General features: G+C 65.5%; 16 protein-coding genes. 7 read left to right on the top strand and 9 right to left on the bottom strand.

Annotated elements, in window-relative coordinates:
- The first annotated feature begins 32 nt into the window (after positions 1-32).
- Positions 33-755 carry an ABC transporter ATP-binding protein gene (locus OYT13_RS13115; protein WP_017234145.1) on the top strand — a complete coding sequence of 241 codons (723 nt, stop codon included), beginning with the start codon at positions 33-35 and terminating at the stop codon, positions 753-755.
- A 23-nt stretch (positions 756-778) separates the two neighbouring features.
- On the opposite strand, the gene pgi is transcribed toward OYT13_RS13115, so the two are convergent.
- The 3 genes from pgi to OYT13_RS13100 form a co-directional block, all read right to left on the bottom strand.
- The gene (gene pgi, locus OYT13_RS13110) at positions 779-2,461 is read right to left on the bottom strand and encodes a glucose-6-phosphate isomerase (RefSeq protein WP_268566355.1); all 1,683 of its coding nucleotides are present in this window, start codon (positions 2,459-2,461) and stop codon (positions 779-781) included.
- A gap of 105 nt (positions 2,462-2,566) precedes the next feature.
- Positions 2,567-4,297 (bottom strand): NAD(P)H-hydrate dehydratase, encoded by a 1,731-nt coding sequence (locus tag OYT13_RS13105; RefSeq protein ID WP_268566354.1) that lies wholly within the window; start codon positions 4,295-4,297, stop codon positions 2,567-2,569.
- A 295-nt stretch (positions 4,298-4,592) separates the two neighbouring features.
- Positions 4,593-5,867: a D-amino acid dehydrogenase gene (locus OYT13_RS13100; RefSeq protein WP_017234776.1), complete on the bottom strand. Its 1,275-nt coding sequence runs from the start codon at positions 5,865-5,867 to the stop codon at positions 4,593-4,595.
- Positions 5,868-6,120: 253 nt separating this feature from the next.
- Between OYT13_RS13100 and purL the strand changes: the two genes are divergently transcribed.
- Positions 6,121-10,152, top strand: coding sequence for a phosphoribosylformylglycinamidine synthase (gene purL, locus OYT13_RS13095; RefSeq protein ID WP_268566353.1), 4,032 nt, complete (start codon positions 6,121-6,123; stop codon positions 10,150-10,152).
- 107 nt (positions 10,153-10,259) lie between these two features.
- On the opposite strand, the gene OYT13_RS13090 is transcribed toward purL, so the two are convergent.
- From OYT13_RS13090 to OYT13_RS13065, 6 genes are all read right to left on the bottom strand, one after another.
- A complete protein-coding gene (locus tag OYT13_RS13090) occupies positions 10,260-11,054 on the bottom strand; it encodes a peptidylprolyl isomerase (protein ID WP_017234778.1) in 795 nt (264 codons plus the stop codon).
- Between the two features lie 70 nt (positions 11,055-11,124).
- Positions 11,125-11,388 carry a BolA family protein gene (locus OYT13_RS13085; protein ID WP_017234779.1) on the bottom strand — a complete coding sequence of 88 codons (264 nt, stop codon included), beginning with the start codon at positions 11,386-11,388 and terminating at the stop codon, positions 11,125-11,127.
- Positions 11,389-11,410: 22 nt separating this feature from the next.
- Entirely contained in the window at positions 11,411-11,944 is a 534-nt protein-coding gene (locus OYT13_RS13080) for a septation protein A (protein ID WP_017234780.1), read from the bottom strand.
- A 203-nt stretch (positions 11,945-12,147) separates the two neighbouring features.
- On the bottom strand, positions 12,148-12,567 hold the full coding sequence (locus OYT13_RS13075; protein ID WP_017234781.1) for a YgiW/YdeI family stress tolerance OB fold protein: 420 nt from the start codon (positions 12,565-12,567) through the stop codon (positions 12,148-12,150).
- Positions 12,568-12,746: 179 nt separating this feature from the next.
- A complete protein-coding gene (msrB, locus tag OYT13_RS13070; protein ID WP_017234782.1) occupies positions 12,747-13,169 on the bottom strand; it encodes a peptide-methionine (R)-S-oxide reductase MsrB in 423 nt (140 codons plus the stop codon).
- A 163-nt stretch (positions 13,170-13,332) separates the two neighbouring features.
- Entirely contained in the window at positions 13,333-14,850 is a 1,518-nt protein-coding gene (locus tag OYT13_RS13065; protein ID WP_268566352.1) for a protein adenylyltransferase SelO, read from the bottom strand.
- A gap of 278 nt (positions 14,851-15,128) precedes the next feature.
- On the opposite strand from OYT13_RS13065, the gene OYT13_RS13060 reads away from it, so the two are divergent.
- The 5 genes from OYT13_RS13060 (at position 15,129) to OYT13_RS13040 (ending at position 20,788) form a co-directional block, all read left to right on the top strand.
- Positions 15,129-16,757, top strand: a complete 1,629-nt coding sequence (locus tag OYT13_RS13060; protein ID WP_150562941.1) for a 3-(methylthio)propionyl-CoA ligase — start codon at positions 15,129-15,131, stop codon at positions 16,755-16,757.
- 291 nt (positions 16,758-17,048) lie between these two features.
- Positions 17,049-17,963 (top strand): branched-chain amino acid ABC transporter permease, encoded by a 915-nt coding sequence (locus OYT13_RS13055; protein ID WP_150563003.1) that lies wholly within the window; start codon positions 17,049-17,051, stop codon positions 17,961-17,963.
- Positions 17,963-19,243 (top strand): branched-chain amino acid ABC transporter permease, encoded by a 1,281-nt coding sequence (locus OYT13_RS13050; protein ID WP_150562942.1) that lies wholly within the window; start codon positions 17,963-17,965, stop codon positions 19,241-19,243. Before OYT13_RS13055 ends, OYT13_RS13050 begins: the two co-directional genes overlap by 1 nt.
- Positions 19,240-20,073, top strand: coding sequence for an ABC transporter ATP-binding protein (locus OYT13_RS13045; protein WP_268566351.1), 834 nt, complete (start codon positions 19,240-19,242; stop codon positions 20,071-20,073). The genes OYT13_RS13050 and OYT13_RS13045 overlap by 4 nt, the downstream gene beginning before the upstream one ends.
- Positions 20,066-20,788, top strand: coding sequence for an ABC transporter ATP-binding protein (locus tag OYT13_RS13040; protein ID WP_261938480.1), 723 nt, complete (start codon positions 20,066-20,068; stop codon positions 20,786-20,788). Before OYT13_RS13045 ends, OYT13_RS13040 begins: the two co-directional genes overlap by 8 nt.
- The last annotated feature ends 12 nt before the right edge of the window (positions 20,789-20,800 follow it).

The raw sequence follows: 20,800 nt of genomic DNA, 5'->3' as shown, positions 1-20,800 counted from the left end.
AGGCGGCCATTTTCAAGAACTCTCTTCTAACCATGTCGTTTTCCGAAAACGTGATTGAGGTGCGGGGGCTGGGCAAACGGTTGCGCGACGCGACCGGCGAGCTGGTCATTCTGCAGGATATCGATGTCAGTGTCGCCAAAGGTCAAAGCGTGGCCATCGTCGGCGCGTCGGGGTCCGGCAAGTCTACGTTGCTAGGCCTGATGGCGGGGCTCGACACGGCAAGCGACGGCAGTATCACGCTGCTGGGCAAGTCGCTCGGCGATCTCGACGAAGAGGGCCGGGCCGCGTTGCGACGCGGTGCCGTCGGTTTCGTCTTTCAATCGTTTCAACTGATGCCGCACCTCACCGCGCTCGAGAACGTGATGCTGCCGCTCGAGTTGCTGGGTGAGACACGCGACGTGCGCGATCGTGCCATCAAGTTGCTTGATCAAGTGGGGCTGGGCTCGCGTCTGGCGCATTATCCGAAGCAGCTCTCCGGCGGCGAACAGCAGCGCGTGGCGCTGGCGCGTGCTTTCGTCACCGAACCCGCCATACTGTTTGCCGACGAACCGACGGGCAGTCTGGACACGGCGACGGGGGAGCGCGTGATCGACCTGATGTTCTCGCTCAACAAGGCGCGTGGCGCAACGCTGGTGCTCGTGACACATGATCAGGCGATCGCGCAGCGTTGCGACACGACAGTGCAACTCGCCGGCGGACGAAGGATCGATGGCCCGTCGGACGCACGAGACGCAGGGTCGAAAACGCCGCAGTGATGTTGCCGCGGCGATCGCGCGTTTCAGTGCTTGCGTTTCAGGGCGTCGCCTGCAAGGCGAATCAACGACGTGGTCGAGGCGTCGTGCGCGTCGGGCGTGAGCAAGTCCGGATCGGCGAGTTCGGGCTCGATGGCGCGGCTCAGCGTCTTGCCCAGTTCAACCCCCCACTGGTCGAACGGATTGATGTTCCAGATGGCGGCCTGCACGAACACCTTGTGCTCATAGAGCGCGATCAGCGCACCCAGGCGCTCGGGCGACAATTGATCGATCACGAGCGTGTTGCTCGGACGATTGCCGTCGAAGCGGCGTTGTGCGCCCAGCGGTCCTCCAGCTTGTTCCGCCGTGGCCATCGAGCCGCCTTGCAGCAACGCTTCGCTTTGCGCGAAGCAATTGGCGAGCAGCTTGCGGTGATGATCGAGATAGGCGGGCGCATCGTATTGCGGATTCAGGACGGCGATGAAGTCCACCGGCACCAGCGTGGTGCCCTGGTGCAACATCTGAAAGTAGGCATGCTGACCGTTCGTGCCTGGCTCGCCCCATAGGATCGGCGCGGTTTGCCACGAGACAGGCGTCCCGTCGAGCTGCACCGACTTGCCATTGCTCTCCATGTCCAACTGCTGCAGATACGGCGGCAGTTTCTGCAATGCGTCGGTATACGGCGCGATGGAAATCGTCTGGGCGTCGAAGAAATTCCGGTACCAGATGCCGAGCAGGCCAAGCAGCACCGGCATGTTGGACTCGAGTGGCGCACTGCGAAAGTGTTCGTCCATGGCATGCGCACCGGCGAGCAACGCGTCGAAATGCTGCGGGCCGAGATAGAGCATGATGATGAGCCCGATCGACGACCACAGCGAATACCGCCCGCCGACCCACTCGCCAAACTCGAACACGTTCTCGCGGTGAATGCCGAAGCGCATCGCTTCCTCGGCATTCGTCGACACCGCCACGAAGTGCTTGCCGAGTTCGCCCTCAGGAATGCCATGCGCGACAAACCAGGCGCGAATCGTGCGCGCGTTGGTCATGGTTTCGAGCGTGGTGAAGGTCTTCGAGCACACCACGACGAGCGTGGTTTCGGGGTCGAGCGAGGGCAGCGTGCGTGCCAGTTCGGTGGGATCGATGTTGGCGATGAAGTGCGCGCTCAGATCTCGCCGCCCGTAGACGGCTAGCGCGTCGCACACCATGCGCGGACCCAGGTCCGATCCGCCGATCCCGACATTGATGAGATGTCGAATGGGCTTGCCCGTCGCACCGACCCAGCGCCCGTCGCGCACGCTTTCGCTGAAAGCACGCATGCGCGAAAGGGTCTCGCGCACCCCGCGGCTGACGTCGCCGGCCGCGTCGCGAAAGGCCATGTCCTGCGGTGCGCGCAGCGCAACGTGCAACGCCGCGCGGTTTTCCGTGATGTTGACGGCGTCGCCGGCCCACATCGCATCGCGCTTGGCCGGCAGGCCGCACTCGCGCGCGAGTTGTGCGAGCAGCGTGCGTGTTGTGCCGGTAATGCGGTTCTTCGAGTAATCGAGATACAGACCGGCCGCACGCAATGAGAATTGTTCGACGCGTGCGTGGGCGCCGGTGCTCGCGAACCAGTCGCGCATGTGCTGCGCGGCAATGTCGTCGCGGTGCGTGAGCAGGGTACGCCAGGCAGGGAGTTGATCCAGACGAGTGGAAGGCGCGGATGGCTTGTACGGCATGTGCGATAAGGACATTTCGATAAAGCGGAGTATAACGGGAGTCGTCGCGAAATCACGTAGAAACGCGACGGTGGACGACCATCTGGCGGTCCTGCATCCTCGTGAAGCGAGATGTCAGGGCTAGCCGGCCGGCGCCGTGCGGCGCGTTTGCGTGCTTCGCTTGGCGCACCCCGCCTCGTTCAGCAAGTCAGCCAGTTCGGCGCGCATGGCGGGCAAAAGTTCACTTGCGGTCAGTCCAGCGGGACCGGCCCCTGCGGCGGCGCACCGTTCCGCAGCCCGGCCGTGCAGCCAGACCGCGGCCAGTGCGGCTTGCGGCGCTGGCATACCCTGCGCGAGCAGCGCACCGATCGCGCCCGTGAGTACGTCGCCCGTGCCCGCCGTCGCCAGCCCGGCATTGCCCGTCGTATTGATCCAGGCGTGCGTTCCGTCGTCGATGACGCTGCCTGAGCCCTTGAGCACAATCGTTGCGTCGAAGCGTTGGGCGAGCGCCCGTGCGCAAGCCAGCCGATCCGATTGAACGCGCGCGACGTCGCCCCCCGCCAGGCGCGCCGCTTCGAGCGGATGCGGTGTCAGGACGGTGGGACCGGCGCGACGGCGCACGCGCTCGGCGAGCGCGGGCTCGGCGGCCAGCAGATTGAGGGCGTCGGCATCGATGACCAGGGGCGTGTCGTCCAGGGCGAGCGCGCGCGACAGGCACGCGGCCGATGCGGCGGAGGTCCCGAGCCCGGGGCCGACGGAGACGGCCTGCATCGTCGCGAGGTCAAGGTTTTCCGCATGACGCAGCATCAGTTCGGGATGCTGCGGATCCCAGGCGGGTGCATCGTGCGCGACGAAGCCCACATAGACACGTCCCGCGCCCGTCATCAATCCGGCACGCGCGCAAAGCAGCGGCGCACCGATCATGCCTTCATGGCCGCCCAGCACCGCCAGCGATCCATAGCTTCCCTTGTGCGATGCATGATGACGCTGCGGCAAATGCGCACCGAACGCGGCCGGCGCGCTCGTCGCGATGGCTTGGCCGTCGGGGCGTCCGGACCGCACCGCGGCCAGCACCTCGTCCGTTCCCAGGGTGGCAATGAGCACGTCCCCGGCAACGTCGCGCCCCATCCCGGTGAGCAGCCCGGGGCTGGCGCCCAGCATTGCCATCGTAACGTCGGCGTGTATGACCGGTCCGTCGACGACGCCGGTGGCCGCCGCCAGTCCGCTGGGAATGTCGATGGCGAGCACCGGTGTGCCCTGTGCGTGGGCCTCGACGATGTGCGCAACGAGCGCCGCGGCGGGGCCGTCGAGAGGGCGCGTCAGGCCGACGCCGAAGAGGCCGTCGACAATCCAGGCGTAGCCCGAGGAGGGTTGAGGCCAGAGGGCCGGGGCAGGCTGGATGGGTACGCCGGCGGAGAGGGCGTGGGCGTGCGCCCAGCGGGCGTCGTCGGTTGACGGCGCTCCAAGTTGCCACACATCGACACGCACCCCGCGCCGATGCAATTCGCGCGCCGCAACGTAAGCGTCGCCCCCGTTGTTGCCGGGCCCTGCGAGCAACAACACGGGTTGACGTCCCGCGCTCGCGAGCGCGGGCAATCGACCGATGAGCCACTCGGCGACGGCGGCCCCGGCGCGGGCCATGAGCGTATGGGCAGGGAGTTGGGCGGCAGCGGCTCGCTCGACCTCGCGCAGCGTGTCGGGAAGCCATAAGTCGAGGGTATCGCGCGCGCATGCGGCAGTGGATGACGTCGCACAATCGTGTGGCGACCCGATGGATCGTGTCAGGGGATCCACGCCGACAGTGGCGCTGGCAGCGGCAGGGGCGTCAGCAGCAGCGGCAGCAGGGGCGTCGGCGCGCAATGAATCGGACATGACAGACAAGGCTCCCGGTATCGAGGGGCGGCGAACGCTGCACATCGTCGCATGCCGGCATCGACGGCTTGGGCGCGGTGTGTTCTGCGGGCCATTCGGAGATTATGCCCTCAACGCAACATTCTGCCTGCCGGTGTGAATCTGGACGCGGTGTCGGTGGTTTACGACAAGGCCCTGCCGGACCGGGGCTGGCTACCGACGATGCCGGCCTGTGAACGCGCTTACGAGCGTCGGGCCGGGCCAGCCCTCGTCATGGGGTGGCCCGCAGGCATCCTCGCACGCCAGCATGCGTATATCAGTGCGCGTAACGAGCGAGTGTCAGACCGTTCAGATCGATTTCCGGCGTTTGTCCGGAGATGACGTCGGCGAGCACGCGACCGGAACCGCAGGCCATCGCCCAGCCGGTCGAACCGTGGCCGACGTTCAGGAAGATGCCGGGCAGCGGCGTCGCGCCGAGCACGGGCGGGCCGTCGGGGAGCATCGGACGTGCGCCGACCCAGGCGCGCGCCTCCCGGTACTTGCCTGCACCCGGGAACCAGTCCGTCGCCACTTTGTAGAGCGTGGCGATGGCGCGCTCGCGCAGCACGAGTTCGGAATCGCCCAGTTCGGCCGTGCCTGCAATGCGCAGACGGTTGCCTTGCGGGGTGATGGCGGTCTTGTACGACTCGTCCATGACGGCGATGCGAGGGCTGAACAGTTCGGTCTTGACCGGCACCGTGATCGAATACCCTTTGATCGGCCAGAGCGGCAGGTCAATGCCCAGCGGACGCAGCAGCGCCGTGCTGGCCACGCCGGCCGCGATCACGACGGCATCGGCGTCGAGTGCCGTGCGATGCGCAAGCTGCGCGGTGCTGGCCGTCTCGACGGTGACCCCCGATCGCCCCACGTTCGGACGCACCGACAGCACCGTCGTCTCGGTCGCGAGCGTGACGCCCATCTCGCGGGCGATCTGGGCGAGGCGCTTGGTAAAGAGCGGGCAGTTGCCGGTCTCGTCACGCGGCAGGTGCAGGCCACCCGCCAGTTGGGCGTCGGTCGAAATCGCTGGTTCGAGCTTGCGGCACTCGTCGGCCGTGAGCAAGCGGTGCGGCACTTCGTTCTCGGCGAGCATGGCGCGCGCCGGTTCGTTCATTTTGACGTCGCGTTCGGTGCGGAACAGTTGCAGATAGCCTTGCGTGTGCTCGTACTCGAAGACATGGGTCTCGCGCAGTGCATGCAGGCAGCGCTGGCTATAGAACGCGAGACGCTGCATCCGCTCGCGGTTGGCGCGGTAGCGTTCGAGTTTGCATTCACGCAGCCAACGGGCGGCCCAGCGCCAAGTGCCGGCCGACAGGCCCGGCCGGAAGATAAGCGGGCTGGCCGAGCTGAACAGATGGCCGAGCAGCTTGCGCGGCATGCCCGGCGCTGCCCATGGCGTGACGTAGCCGGGCGCGATGACGCCGGCGTTGCCGAAGCTGCTCTCTTGCGCCACCGTGCTGTTGCGCTCGACTAGCGTGACCGTATGCCCCGCGGCGGCCAGATAGTAGGCGGTGCACGTACCAATGACCCCGCCGCCGATAACGATGACCTTCATTCCCAACCGTCTGGTGTGTGGCGAACGCCCGTACGTTCGCTTGTTAGTGTCGTTTTATGCCGTGCCGCACCCGAATGCCGGTTTCGCGGCCCGTGTAGATGACGGGGCGCATAGGTTACCAGAGAGACGCCCTCGCAGGGCGAGAGGCTCCCCATAATGCGTGTGGCGCACTCGGGTATAACCCGGGGTAAGCAGGGTATAATCTCGCTTTGTCGTTCCCCCGCGTTTTGAACGCCTCGCCTTCCGTCCTTCCATGACTCACATTGCCTGCTTCGCCGGCGCCTTGGCGCTCTCCGAATTCCGCCAGCAACGTCTTCTGCAGACCCTGCAAGCCATCGACAGTTCGATCGTGCGTGTCGACGCCCGCTACGTGCATCTCGTGGCCAGCGCCGAACCGCTGTCGAGCGAAGACGTGGCCCGCGTCGCCGGTCTGCTCACCTATGGTGAGCCGGTGCGTGAAGAGCCGGTGGGCGACCAGGTGCTCGTGATCCCGCGTCTGGGCACGATTTCCCCCTGGGCGAGCAAGGCGACGGATATCGCCCGCAACTGCGGCATCGATCACGTGCGCCGTATCGAGCGCGCGGTCGAATACACGATCGGTGTGAAGTCGGGCCTTCTTGGCGGCAAGAAGTCGCTGGCGGCCGATGTCCTGGCGCGCGTGGCCGGCGTGCTGCACGACCGCATGACCGAGACGGTCGTGGCCACGCGCCACGACGCCGAGGCGCTCTTCGTCGAGTTGCCGGCCAAGCCGCTGCAGACGATCGACGTCATCGGCGTGGGCCGCAGCGCCCTCGAAGCCGCCAACCGGGATCTGGGTCTCGCGCTGGCCGACGACGAAATCGATTATCTGGTCGACGCCTTCACGAGCCTGAAGCGCAATCCGACCGATGTGGAACTGATGATGTTCGCGCAGGCCAACAGCGAGCATTGCCGTCACAAGATCTTCAATGCGCAATGGACCATCGACGGTCAGGCGCAGGACAAGTCGCTGTTCCAGATGATCAAGAACACGCACCAACTGCACCCGCAGGGGACGGTGGTGGCCTATTCGGACAATGCTTCGGTGATGGAAGGCGCCGAAGTCGAGCGCTGGTATCCGCGTGGCGCCGACGGCCAGTATGGCCGCAGCGTTGAACTCACGCACACGCTGATGAAGGTGGAGACGCACAACCACCCGACGGCCATTTCGCCGTTTCCGGGGGCGTCGACGGGGGCGGGCGGCGAGATCCGCGACGAGGGCGCGACCGGCCGCGGCTCCACGCCGAAGTCGGGTCTGACCGGCTTCACCGTGTCGAATCTGGCGCTGCCGGACGCGCGCGAATCGTGGGAGAACGATCTCGACGTGGCGGTGCCGCCGTCGCTGCGCAATCCCGGCGATACGGGCGCCGACTATGGCCGCCCGGACCGCATTGCGTCGCCGTTGCAAATTATGGTCGACGGCCCGCTGGGCGGCGCCGCGTTCAACAACGAATTCGGCCGTCCGATTCTCGGCGGCTATTTCCGTACGTACGAGCAGAACGTGGCCGGCCGCGTGCGCGGCTATCACAAGCCGATCATGATCGCGGGCGGCATGGGCAACATCGCCGCGCAGCACACCCACAAACACAATCTGCCGGCCGGAACGCTGCTCATTCAGATCGGCGGCCCGGGCATGCGTATCGGCATGGGCGGCGGTGCCGCCAGCTCGATGGCCACCGGCACGAACACGGCCGAGCTCGACTTCGACTCGGTGCAGCGCGGCAATCCGGAAATCGAGCGTCGCGCGCAGGAAGTGATCAATGCGTGCTGGCGTCAGGGGGAAGCCAACCCGATCCTGTCGATTCACGACGTGGGCGCGGGCGGTCTGTCGAATGCGTTCCCGGAACTGGTCGACGGCGCCGACAAGGGCGCGCGCTTCGATCTGCGTCAGGTGCAGCTCGAAGAGTCGGGCATGTCCCCGGCGGAAATCTGGAGTAACGAAGCGCAGGAGCGTTATGTCCTGGCGATCGCGCCGGACAGCTTCCCGGCCTTCCAGGCGATCTGCCAACGCGAGCGTTGCCCGGTGGCGGTGGTCGGTATCGCCACCGATGAGCGTCAACTGAAGCTGGTCGATGCGATGCATCCGGAGTCGCCGGACCCGGTCGACATGCCGATGGACGTGCTGCTCGGCAAACCGCCGCGCATGCATCGCGACGTCACGCGTGTGGCGACGACGCTCCCGCCGGTGGACGTGACGGGCCTGTCGCTCGACGACGTGGCACGTGCCGTACTGCGTCACCCGACGGTGGCCAGCAAGTCGTTCCTCATCACGATTGGCGACCGTACCGTGGGCGGCTTGACGGCCCGCGACCAGATGGTCGGCCCGTGGCAGGTGCCGGTGGCCGATTGCGCCATTTCGCTGATGGACTACACGGGCTATCGTGGCGAAGCCATGACGATGGGCGAGCGCACGCCGCTGGCCGTGATCGACGCGCCGGCGTCCGGTCGCATGGCGGTTGGCGAAGCCATCACCAACATTGCGGCGGCGCCGATTGCGTCGCTCGACCAGATCAAGCTGTCGGCCAACTGGATGGCCGCGTGCGGCGCCGAAGGGGAAGACGCTGCGTTGTTCGATACGGTCAAGGCGGTCGGCATGGAACTGTGCCCGGCGCTGGGCCTGTCGATTCCCGTCGGCAAGGATTCGCTGTCGATGCGCACCAAGTGGGAAGACGCCGGCCGCAGCAAGGACGTGGTCGCGCCGGTGTCGCTGATCGTCTCGGCCTTCGCACCGATCGAGGATGTGCGCGGTCATCTCACGCCGCAACTGCGCTCGGTCGCGCAAGTGGGCGAGACGGTGCTGATCGCCATTGATTTGGGTCGCAACAAGAACCGTCTGGGCGGCAGTATCCTCGCGCAGGTCACACAGCAGATCGGTGACGTCGTGCCGGACCTGGACGATCCGGCCGATCTCCAACGCTTCTTCGACGCCATCCAGACACTGAACCGCGACGGCAAGCTCCTGGCGTATCACGATCGTTCGGACGGCGGCCTCTTCGCGACCGTGGCGGAAATGGCGTTTGCGGGCCACGTTGGCGTCTCGCTCAATGTCGACATGCTCACGCTCGACGACGGCTTCGAATCCGATTACGGCGATGCCAAGGATTGGGCCAAGCAGACGGTGGGCCGTCGCGAAGACAAGACGCTGCGCGCGCTTTTCTCGGAAGAACTTGGCGGGGTGATCCAGGTGCGCGCCTCGGAGCGCGATGCGGTGTTGCAAATGCTGCGTGAAGCCGGATTGTCCGCCTGCTCGCACGTGATCGGCAAGCCGAACACGAATGACGTCATCGAAATCTATCGCGATGCAAAGAAGGTGTTTGGCGCGCCGCGCGCGGCGCTGCAACGCGAGTGGTCGGAAGTGAGCTGGCGCATCGCGCGTCTGCGCGATAACCCGGCCGCGGCCGATGCGGAATACGAAACCCTCAACGACACGAGCGACCCCGGTCTCTCGCCGAAGCTCACGTTCGATGCCAGCGAAGACGTCGCGGCCCCGTTCATCGCGACGGGCGTGCGTCCGAAGATGGCCATCCTGCGCGAGCAGGGCGTGAATTCGCATCTGGAAATGGCCTACGTGCTGGACAAGGCCGGCTTCGATACCTACGACGTGCACATGAGCGATTTGCTCGCCGGCCGTCACTCGCTCGAAGCGTTCAAGGGCTTCATCGCCTGCGGTGGATTCTCGTACGGCGATACGCTCGGGGCGGGCGAGGGTTGGGCCAAGACGATTCTGTTCAATCCGGCGCTGGCCGAACAGTTCGCCGGCTTTTTCAACCGTGCCGACACGTTCGCACTGGGCGTGTGCAATGGTTGCCAGATGATGAGCAACCTGTCGAACCTGATCCCGGGGGCGGCGGCCTGGCCGAAGTTCACGTACAACCAGTCGAAGTACGAGGCGCGGCTTACGCAGGTGGAAGTGCTGGATTCGCCGTCGCTGTTCTTCAAGGACATGGCCGGCTCGCAACTGCCGATCGTGATCGCGCACGGCGAGGGCTATGCCAACTTCGGTCAGCAAGGAAACATCGATCAGGCGATTGCCGCCGTGCGTTTCGTCGACCATCGGGGACAGCCGACCGAGCAGTATCCGTTCAACCCGAACGGTTCGCCGCGCGGCCTGACGGCGGTGACCACGGGCGACGGGCGCTTCACGGTGATGATGCCGCACCCGGAGCGCGTGTTCCGCACGGTGCAGATGAGCTGGGCGCCCGAGCAGTGGGGCGAGGACAGCCCGTGGATGCGCATGTTCCGCAACGCGCGCCGCTGGGTGGCTTAAGCGACGATATTCTGCACGTCAGCGCGTGTGGAATACCACGCTGGAAACGAAAATCCCGCCGGAAGGCGGGATTTTCGTTTCAAAGCCGAACCGATAGCCGGTAACGCTTACTGGATCTTGGCCTTCTTCTCGAGGCCGTCGATGAAGCCTTGCAGCTTCTCTTCCTGCATTTGCTGCACGAGCTGCGGCTTGACATCGTTGAGCGCCGGGATCTGCGCGTCGCGAACGTCGTCCAGTTCGATCACGTGATAACCGAACTGCGTTTTGACCGGCGTCTGCGAGTACTGACCCTTTTGCAGTTTTTGCAGGGCGTCGGAGAACTCGGGCACGTAGGCGTTGGCCGGTGACCAGTCGAGATCGCCGCCGTTCTGTGCCGAACCGGGGTCCTTCGAGTACTGCTTGGCGAGGTCGGCGAACTTCGCGCCGCCCTTGAGCTTCGCGATGATGTCCTTGGCGGTGTCTTCGCTCGGCACCAGAATGTGACGGGCGTGATATTCCTTGTCGCCGAACTGCTTCTTGAGCTGGTCATAACGCGCCTGAACCTCGGCGTCGGTGACCGGCGAGGTCTTCTGGAAGTCAGCGATCAGGGCGCGAATCAGCACGCCTTGCTCGGCCAGCTTGAGCTGCGCCTTGACGTCCGGCTTGGCAGCCAGTCCGCTGCTGACGGCCGCTTGCGCGAGGATCTCGCGCTTGACCAGCTCTTCGCGCACTTGCTGTTGCAGTTGCGGCGAGTTCGGCTGACCCTGTCGGACCATTTCACGCACCATGGCGTCGGCACGAGACACGGGCACCGGCGTGCCATTCACGACGGCGACGTTCTGAGCGAGAGCGGGGAGGGAGACGGCGGTCAGCGACACGGCGGCGCCGAGCGCCAGTGCCGTGCGGGCGAGTTTCAATGCCATGCTGTTTTTCCTAACGAATGACGAAGGCAAGGTTAATCGACGGGGGATACGTCGCATGGTCGCATGCGAGTTACGCTTCGCCGGGGGCGAGCGCAACGATGGCGAGGGCGTGAATGCCGTTTTGCATCAAATCGGCTAGCGCATCATACACCAGGCGGTGCCGCGCCACGCGGTTACGTCCGGCAAACGCTGCAGACACGATTCTGACGTTGTAATGCCCGCCCGACGTCGCGCCGGCATGACCGGCGTGACGGGCGCTGTCGTTCTCAAGGGCGAATTCCAGGGGGGCGAGCGCCGCGGTGAGGCGCGCTTCGATTTGCTGTTCCATGGTCATGGCTGTGACTTCCTGACGGACGTTATTCGTCCTGCTTGATGTACTTCGAGAGCCACAGGCTCTGCACGACGATGAACACGACCATCAGGCCCATGCCGCCGAAGAGCTTGAAGTTGACCCATGTATCGGTCGAGTAATGGTAGGCGATGACCAGATTCAGCGCGCCCATTGCGAGGAAGAACAGCGCCCAGCTGAAATTCACCGCCCGCCACAGGGGGTCGGGCAATGCCATCTGCTTTTCCATCATGGCGCGAATCAGATTCTTGTCGAAGATGAGTTCGGCGACGAACAGGGTGATCGAGAAGAGCCAGTAAAGCGCCGTGGGCTTCCACTTGATGAAGGTCTCGTCGTGCAGCAACATGGTCGCGCCGCCGAACACCACGATGATCGCCAGACTCACCCACTGCATGGGCTCGACCTTGCGGTGACGCAGCCACATCCAGATGACTTGCGCAATCGTCGTCGCGATCGCGATGCCGGTGGCGACATAGATGCCGGCAAACTTGAAGGCGACGAAAAACAAGATGACCGGTAACAGGTCGAAAAAGAATTTCATGAAGTCTCGACTCGGGGGCTTCGGGAGAAATCGCCCTCGGGCAACAGGCGCCGGGGCAAACCCACATTATATTTCAAAGGCCCGTGGTGGGACGCTGTACATCGCCAAATGCGCGTCGCGGCGTCTGTGCCGCCGCTTCACCCCGGCTTGCCTCCGGTTCGCGGGGTCGCGGGATCGCTTCCCGAGGCCGGCGGCCGCGTGCCTTACGGCAGGATGTCGATGCGCTTGACGTCGATATCGTTGGCGCGAAGGTGATGGCGGTCGACTTCGCCGGTGATGCGCACGCGCGTCTTGTCGTTGATCTGGTGGCCGGGCGGCAGGTATTTGTCGTCGAGTTCGATGACGATGGTCCGGCCCGTGTCGTCGCGGAACGTGTAGTGCTCATGCCGGAGTCGGTTGACGATGTAGCCCTCGATGACGGTCATGGCATCGTCGGGGGCGGCCAGTGCCTGACCGACGGTCGCGACATGCGGCATGGCCGATGGCACGACCACGCTGCCGGTCGTCGCAACACTGGCCGCCGGGCCCATGTACTGCGCGATGGCTGGCGCGGCACTCAAGGTGCCGAACGATGCCGCTGCAGAGAAAAGCAGGGGTGCGAAGCGAATTGTCGGACGGGTCATCGGCGGCGTTTCCTGTGTTCCATTGAGGGAGCGCCAGCTTAGCAGACGGGCGCGTCACGCCGGGACGCCCGCCCGCGAGGGATGTCCCAAAGCGCGCGGCGCCCGCTGCAAATTGATCGAATTCACGGATCGGGCGCGTTGAAGCGGCGCGCTGACGGGACGCCGAGGGGATTCTCGGGTCAGTCGTCGACCGGCTTGTCGGCCTGGCCGTCCTTGTCCTCGAAGTCGAGCGACGCCGAGTTGATGCAATAGCGCAGTCCAGTCGGCTGCGGGCCGTCTTCGAACACATGTCCGAGGTGGGCGTCGCAGTTGTGGCACCGCACCTCCACGCGCACCATGCCGTGGCTGTAATCCATCACCTCGTCGATGCCGGATTTGTCGATGGGCTTCGCATAGCTCGGCCAGCCGCAACCCGCATCGAACTTCTCCGTCGATTCGAACAACGGCGCGCCGCAGCAGATGCAGCGGTAGGTGCCGTCTTGCCAATGATCCCAGTAACGGCCGGTGAAGGCGCGTTCGGTGGCAGCATGACGCGTGACCTGGTATTCGACGTCGTCGAGTTGGGCACGCCAGTCGGCGTCGCTTTTTTCCACTTTGCTCATGAATGAGAGTCTCCTGATGGGCGGCGGCCCCGGTGTTGCCGCCGCGCGTCGTCTATGGTCAGACCTGGCCCAGATGGGGGCGACGCGCCGTTTTGCAATGCGTGACACCTCGCTGATGCATCGCTGACGCCCGCGTCCCGTCGGTGCCGCGCCGTGCCGTCGATCAAGACGAGCAACTGACCTCGAGTTGCCCGGCCCAGTCGGGCGGCAGCTCGGCATAGCGTTCGAATTCGGGCTGTTCGTCGTAGGGGTGCGAGAGCACCTTGAGCAACGTGTCGACTTCCGAAAAGTCCTTTTCGCGCGCACGCCGGATTGCAATCTCCGCCAGATGATTGCGCAGGATGTACTTCGGATTGACAAGCCGCATCGCGACCGCACGCTTCGCGTCGGTGCTGGCCTCGTGGCGCAGTCGCGCGCGGTAATCCATGGCCCAGGCATCGAAGCCGGCACGATCGATGAACATGTCGCGCAGCGGCGTGTCGGCGGCCGGGTTCTCCAGCTCAAGCCCCGCCAGTGTGCGGAACAGGTGCGTGAAGTCGACCCGTCCCTCGTGCATCAGCTTGAACAGACGGTTGATGAGCGCTTCGTCGTCGGCATGCGATTCGCGCAATCCGAGCTTCGCACGCATGCGCAGATCGATCTCCTCGGCGAACCGGGTCTTGAACGCGGGCAGCACCGACTGCGCCTGCTCGATCGCCGCCTCGCCCTCGCCGAACAGCGGCAACAGGGCCTGGGCGAGACAGAAGAGGTTCCAGTACGCCACGTTCGGCTGTGCCTGATAGGCGTAGCGTCCCTGCGCGTCGGAGTGATTGCAGATGTGATGCGCGTTGAAGCCGTCGAGGAAGCCGAACGGGCCGTAATCGATCGTCAGACCGAGGATCGACATGTTGTCGGTGTTCATCACGCCGTGACAGAAGCCCACGGCCTGCCAGTGCGCGACCAGTTCGGCCGTCGCATCGCACACGGCACTGAGCAGAGCGAGGTACGGATTGGCCTCGTCGCGGCAATGGGGGTAGTGATGATCGATCGTGAAATCAGCCAGCTGACGCAGCGCGCCATACTGATCGCCTGCCCAGAAATGTTCGAAGTGTCCGAATCGGACGAAGCTGGGCGACAAACGCGTGACCACGGCCGCCGTCTCGATGGTTTCGCGACGCACCGGGGCATCGGAGCCGATCACGCATAGGGCGCGCGTGGTCGGCACGCCGAGATGGAACATGGCCTCCGAGCCGAGGAACTCGCGAATCGACGAACGCAGCACGGCGCGTCCGTCACCCATGCGCGAGTAGGGCGTGAGTCCGCCGCCCTTGATCTGGATTTCCCAGCGCCCGCCGGGGCCGTCCGACTCGCCGAGCAGCAGTGCCCGGCCGTCGCCCAATTGGCCGGCCCACACGCCGAACTGGTGGCCCGAATACACGCTGGCGAGCGGATCGCCGCCGGGCAGCGGCGTATTGCCGGCGAACGTGGTCACGAACTCGGGATCGCGTGCGGCTTCGGGCGACCAGCCGAGCAGGCGGGCCGCGTCGGCGGAAAAGCCGACCAGGTACGGCGCGGGCAACGCCTGTGGCGCGAGGCGCGTGTAGAAGTCGGGGCCGAGTGCGGCAAAACGGTTCGACAACGACAGCGGTCCGTAGGGCTTGAGTGAGGCGGAAACAGCGGCGGAGCGGTCGGTAGCCGGCATTGGGGACGTTCCTGAAGGTGAACAAACATTCTACTTGAGGTGTCCGTCGCGTGCTGCCGGCGTGCGGCCGCGCACGCGCGTGCGCCTGTGCTGCGGCGCACAAGCGATCGGCGTTGACCCGGCGCGCGCGCGCGTCAAGAATGATTCAGCGCGATTCGGTGAAGCGCGCCCAACGACGTGCTTCAGACGTGTCGACTGGCGAAGCACGAAATCACGACCGTCGTCCCACGACGTACTCCGTCATACAGGCTGTCCCGACTTTTCTGGAGATTCGACGCATGGCAACACCGCTTCTCGGCCAGATGATGGCTGCGCCGCTCCTGATTTCCACATTGCTCACCCATGCCGCGCGTCATCACGGCGATACCGAAATCGTGTCGCGTCGCATCGAAGGCGACATCCACCGTTATACCTGGCGTGACGTCGAGCACCGGTCCCGCCAACTCGCGCAGGCGCTGCGCCGGCTGGGCGTGGGCGACGGCGAGCGCGTGGGCACCTTGGCGTGGAACGGCTATCGCCACCTCGAGCTGTATTACGCCGTCTCCGGCATGGGCAGCGTGGTGCATACGGTGAACCCGCGCCTGTTTCCTGAGCAGATCGCCTACATCGTCAATCACGCCGAAGATCGGTATGTGGCCTTCGACATCAACTTCATTGGGCTGATCGAGACTATCGCGCCACAGTGCCCCGGCGTGCAGGGCTGGATTGCGATGACCGATCGCGCGCATCTGCCGACATCGAGTTTGGCGCTACTGTGCTACGAGGATCTTATCGGCGTTGAAGACGGCGACTTCCCGTGGCCGTCGATGGACGAGAACACGGCCTCGGGACTTTGCTATACGTCGGGCACGACGGGCCACCCGAAAGGCGTGCTCTACAGTCATCGCTCGACGGTGTTGCATGCCTTCGGTGCAGCGCTCCCCGACGCGATGGCCATGTCGGCGCGTGACGCCGTTTTGCCCGTGGTGCCGATGTTTCACGTCAATGCATGGGGGCTACCGTATTCGAGCGCGTTGGTCGGTGCGAAGCTGGTTTTCCCCGGCAAGGATTTGGACGGCAAGTCGCTGTATGAACTCTTCGAAGCGGAGGGCGTTACGTTTTCCGCCGGCGTGCCGACGGTCTGGCTGGGATTGCTCACGCATGTGAAATCGATCGGCGCGCGCTTCTCGACGCTCGAGCGCACGGTGATCGGGGGTTCGGCGTGCCCGCCGGCCATGTTGCACACGTTCGAGACCGACTACGGGGTGCGCGTCATCCATGCGTGGGGCATGAGTGAGATGTCGCCGCTGGGCACGCTGTGCCATCTGCGCAAGCATCATCGCGACCTGCCGGCCGAGGCGCAGCAGCATATTCTCGAGAAGCAGGGGACGGCGATCTACGGCGTCGATCTCAAAATCGTGGGCCCCGACGGCAAAGAACTGCCGTGGGACGGCAAGGCGTTTGGCGATCTGTACGCGCGCGGGCCATGGGTGCTGGATCGTTACTTCCGCTCGGATACCCCGCCGCTGGTCGACGGCTGGTTCCCCACGGGCGACGTGGCCACGATCGATCCTGAGGGATACGTGCAGATCACGGATCGCAGCAAGGATGTGATCAAGTCGGGGGGCGAGTGGATCAGTTCCATCGACGTGGAAAACGTCGCGATGGCGCATCCCGAGATCCACGAGGCGGCCTGCATCGCGATTCGTCACCCGAAATGGGAGGAGCGGCCGCTGCTGGTGGTCGTTCGCAAGCCCGGCTCGACGCTCACACGCGAGGACGTGCTGGCGTTCTACCAAGGCCGGGTCGTGAAATGGTGGATCCCTGACGATGTGGTCTTCGTCGACGAGATTCCCCACACGGCAACCGGCAAGATGCTCAAGCTCAAATTGCGAGAGGCGTTCCGCGATTATCAGGCGGCATCCTAGGCGTCGTGTTGCCGTCTCCGGGGTGGGGGGCGTCGGCCGAGAACCCGCTCGGAAACGTCTCACCTGGCACGCGGATGGCGCCCGAAATCCAGCATTGACGCCGTTTTTCGGGCGATCCCGCACCGCCGTGGTCGCCCGTCCCCTCTATAATGTCAGCCTGAAATTCCTCTGGATGCGGCCGTCTCAGCCGCGTCGTTCATTGGTCTTCCCGAAGGAGATGCAGTGCATCTGCTGAGTGCCACGGCCGGCCTCGTGCTTGTGAATGGCGTGAGCTACGGCCTGCTGCTGTTCATGCTGTCGAGCGGACTCACGCTGATTTTCAGCATGCTGGGCGTGCTGAACTTCGCGCATGCCAGCTTCTACATGCTTGGGGCGTACTTTGCCTACACGTTCTCGGCAGCGGTCGGGTTCTGGCCGGCGCTGTTCGCCGCGCCGCTGATCGTTGGCCTGATCGGGGCTGCGTTCGAGCGCGGCGTGTTGCGGCGATTGCGTGCGCGCGGTGCGTTGGCGGAGTTGCTGGCGACGTTCGGCCTCGCGTATATCGTGGTGGAGCTGGTCCAACTCGCATGGGGCCGCGGCCCGGTCGATTACGGCGTACCAACGGTCTTCGAAGGCGTGCTCGTTCATGTGGCGGGCATCGCGGTGCCCGCGTACCGGCTGTTTCTGATGGGGCTTGCGTGCGCCATTGCCCTGCTCGTGTGGGGCGTGTTTCGCGCGACGCGGGCGGGGTGGATACTGCAGGCCGCCCTATCGCAGCCAGCGATGACCCAGGCCCTCGGTTACGACGTGCCTGCGCTTTACACAGGCGTTTTCGCCTGTGGCGCGGCGCTGGCGGCGCTTGCGGGGGCGGCGGGGGGCAACGTGCTGGTGACCGAGCCGGGCATGGCGGCAACGGTCGGCAGCGTGGTGTTTGTCGTGGTCGTGGTCGGCGGGCTGGGTTCGCTGGGCGGGGCGTTTGCGGCGTCGTTGCTGATCGGCCTGCTCCAGACATGGGCCGTGACGAGCGATGCGAGCCTCGCACGGTGGTTGGCGCAGAGCCCTGGGGGAACCGACGGCACCGCTGGTGCTGCGGGTGCCGTCATGAAAGCCGTGGCGCCCCTGTCGCACCTGACCGTGGCGCAGCTCGCGCCAGCGGTGCCGTATCTGCTGATGGTGGCGGTGCTGTTATGGCGTCCGCGCGGGCTTTTCGGCGTGCGGGAGGGGTAATGGACAATGTGATCGCCCGTTCGCCGGTGGCGCCGCCTGTATCCTGGCGCCGCCACCTGGGCGCGTGGTCGGCCTTTGCCGCCATCCTCGGCCTGGCGCCGTGGTGCTTTCCTTCCGATGGGGCGCTCACCCTGATGACGCAGATGGGGACCGCGGCCATTCTGGCGCTGTCGTTCAATCTGCTGCTCGGTTCGACCGGCTTGTTGAGCTTTTGTCATGCGACGTATGCGGGTGTTGGGGCGTATGCGGGCGTGTGGTGCATGAATCGTATTGGGGCGCACGGGCTGCCGGTGTCGATGGCCCTCGTGCCGTTCGCCGGTGCGCTCGCGGCAGGTGTGGCGGGCGCTACGCTCGGTTACGTCACGACACGACGCGCGGGAATGACGTTCGCGATGATTACACTGGGCGTGGCGGAGCTTGTCTGGGTCATGGCCGGGATGCTGCCCGAGTGGTTCGGCGGCGAGCGCGGCATTCCGACCGACCGCACGCTCGGTGCGGCGTGGTTCGGGGTGACGTTTGCAACGCAGCGCGAGGTCTACGGGCTGGTTGCCGTTTGGGTGTTCGTCTGCGCAGCCTTGATGTACGGCATCACGCGCACGCCGCTGGGGTTCCTGGCGCGCGCCGTGCGCGACAATGCGGCGCGGGTCGCTTTCCTTGGGCCATCGGCATCGGCGGTGCGCTACCGCATGCAGATCCTGGCGGCGGCTTTCGCGGGGGTGGCGGGCGCGCTGGGCGCATTGAATTTCGAACTGGTCAGCGCCGACGCCTTCAGTCTTGAGCGCTCCGGCGTCGTACTCGTCTTCACGGTGCTTGGCGGGACGATGTACTTCGCGGGGCCGATATTGGGCGCCGTCGTCGGTGTGTTCGCGACGGTGATGCTGGCAACACTGACGCGCGCCTGGCAGCTCTATCTCGGGTTGGGATTCCTCGCCGTCGTGCTGTTCGCGCCGGGCGGCATCGCCGGATTGATCGCGGCACACGGGCGCGCCTGGCGCACCGGCATGGCACGTGCGTTGTGGCGCCCCTACGCGGTGGTCTGTGTCGGTCTGGCGATGTGCACCGGCGGGCTGATCGGCATCGTCGAAATGACTTACGGCGCGCGCCTTGCGAGCGACGCCGGGCCGGAGGCGGTGGGGGGCTTCGGCGCATACGCAGGGCCGGGGGCTTGGGCGCTGGCAACCGTGGCGCTCGTGGCGGGGGCGGTGGTCGTCGCGCGCGCCGGGCATTGGTTGCGCCACACGGCGGCGGGCGCCCAACACTCGGTGGAGGACCGGCAATGACGCAAGCGGTGACGCAAGCGGCGAGGCCAACCCTTCCGTCTGGCGCGGCACTCAGCGTGCGAGGCGTGCGCAAATCGTTCGGGCCCACGTCGGTGCTGTGCGGCGTCGATCTGACGCTCATGCCCGGCGAGCGGCTTGCCATCATCGGGCCCAACGGCGCCGGCAAGAGCACGCTGTTCGACGTCATCACGGGCAGGACACGGCCCGACGACGGGCGTGTTCTGATGAACACCAGCGATGTCACCGGTCGGGCATCCCATGTCATCAGCCGGCTTGGCCTGTCGCGCAGTTTCCAGACGTCGCAGTTGTTCGGGCAAATGAGCGTCATTGATCATTTGCGTTGCGCCGGGCTCTGGCCGGAAGGTCATCGCTACACGTTCTGGCGGCGGATGCAGGGGCTGAGCGACGTCACACGGCGTAGCGAGCTGTGGTTGACGCGTCTCGGGCTGTCGGCGCGACGTGACGTGCCCGCGGCAGCCCTGAGCTACGCTGAGCAGCGCGTCCTGGAGATCGGGCTGTGCGCTGCATCGGCGGGCAGCGTCATGTTGCTCGACGAGCCGACGGCGGGGATGAGCCAGTCCGAGTCGGCACGGATGGTCGCGTTGATCGCCGACCTCAGTCGGGAGCGCTCGCTGTTGATGATCGAGCACGACATGCAGGTGGTCTTCTCGCTGGCCGACCGGATCGCCGTGCTGGTGCGCGGGGTCATCATCGCGTGCGATACGCCCGAGCGGATTCGTGCGCATCCCGACGTGCGTACGGCGTATCTCGGCGAATTTGCGGATGCCATCGATGAGACCGCCCGTGCCGGGGAGGCACGCGATGCTTGAGTTGATCGACGTGCGGGCCGGGTATGGCGGCAGCCGGGTGCTGCACGGGGTGACGATGCGCGTTGCGCCGGGCGAAATCGTGGCAGTGCTCGGGCGCAACGGGGCGGGGCGCTCCACGTTGGCGCGCGCGATCATGGGGCAGTTGCCGCGCGAGGGGGACATTCGCTGGCAGGGTCGATCGCTGACGTCGCTGGCACCGCATCAGATTGCGCGGCTGGGTGTTGGCTATGTGCCGGAAACGCGTGATGTGTTCGGGCCGCTGACCGTCACGCAGAATCTATGGCTCGGGCAGCGGGCCGGGAACGGGCGTACAGTGCGGCCAACGTCCGGCAACCATCGCGCACTTACACTGGCCCAGGCGTTCGAGCGCTTCGAAGAGCTGGCACCGCGACGCGATGCGCCAGCCGCATCGCTGTCCGGCGGCGAGCAGCAACTGCTTTCCCTGTGCCGGGCGATGATGGCCGGGCCCGATCTGCTGATCGTCGATGAGCCGACGGAAGGCCTCGCACCGCGTGTGGTTGCGCGCATTGGCCGGATTCTGACCGATTTGCGTGCAACCGGGGTCGCCATTCTGCTCATCGAGCAGAAGCTATCGCTCGCGCTCAGCTGCGCGCAGCGTGTCGCCGTGATGGGCCGGGGCGCACTAGTCTTCGAGGGCACGCCCGATAGGCTGGCGGAGGCTTGCGCGATACGCCGTGAATGGCTCGAGGTGTAGCGCTGCGCTAGA

It is taken from the genome of Pandoraea sp. XJJ-1 (genome assembly GCF_026802345.1).
Classification (GTDB): domain Bacteria; phylum Pseudomonadota; class Gammaproteobacteria; order Burkholderiales; family Burkholderiaceae; genus Pandoraea; species Pandoraea cepalis.
Note: the sequence above shows the minus strand (reverse complement) of the source record. Positions and strands in the feature narration are given on the sequence as shown.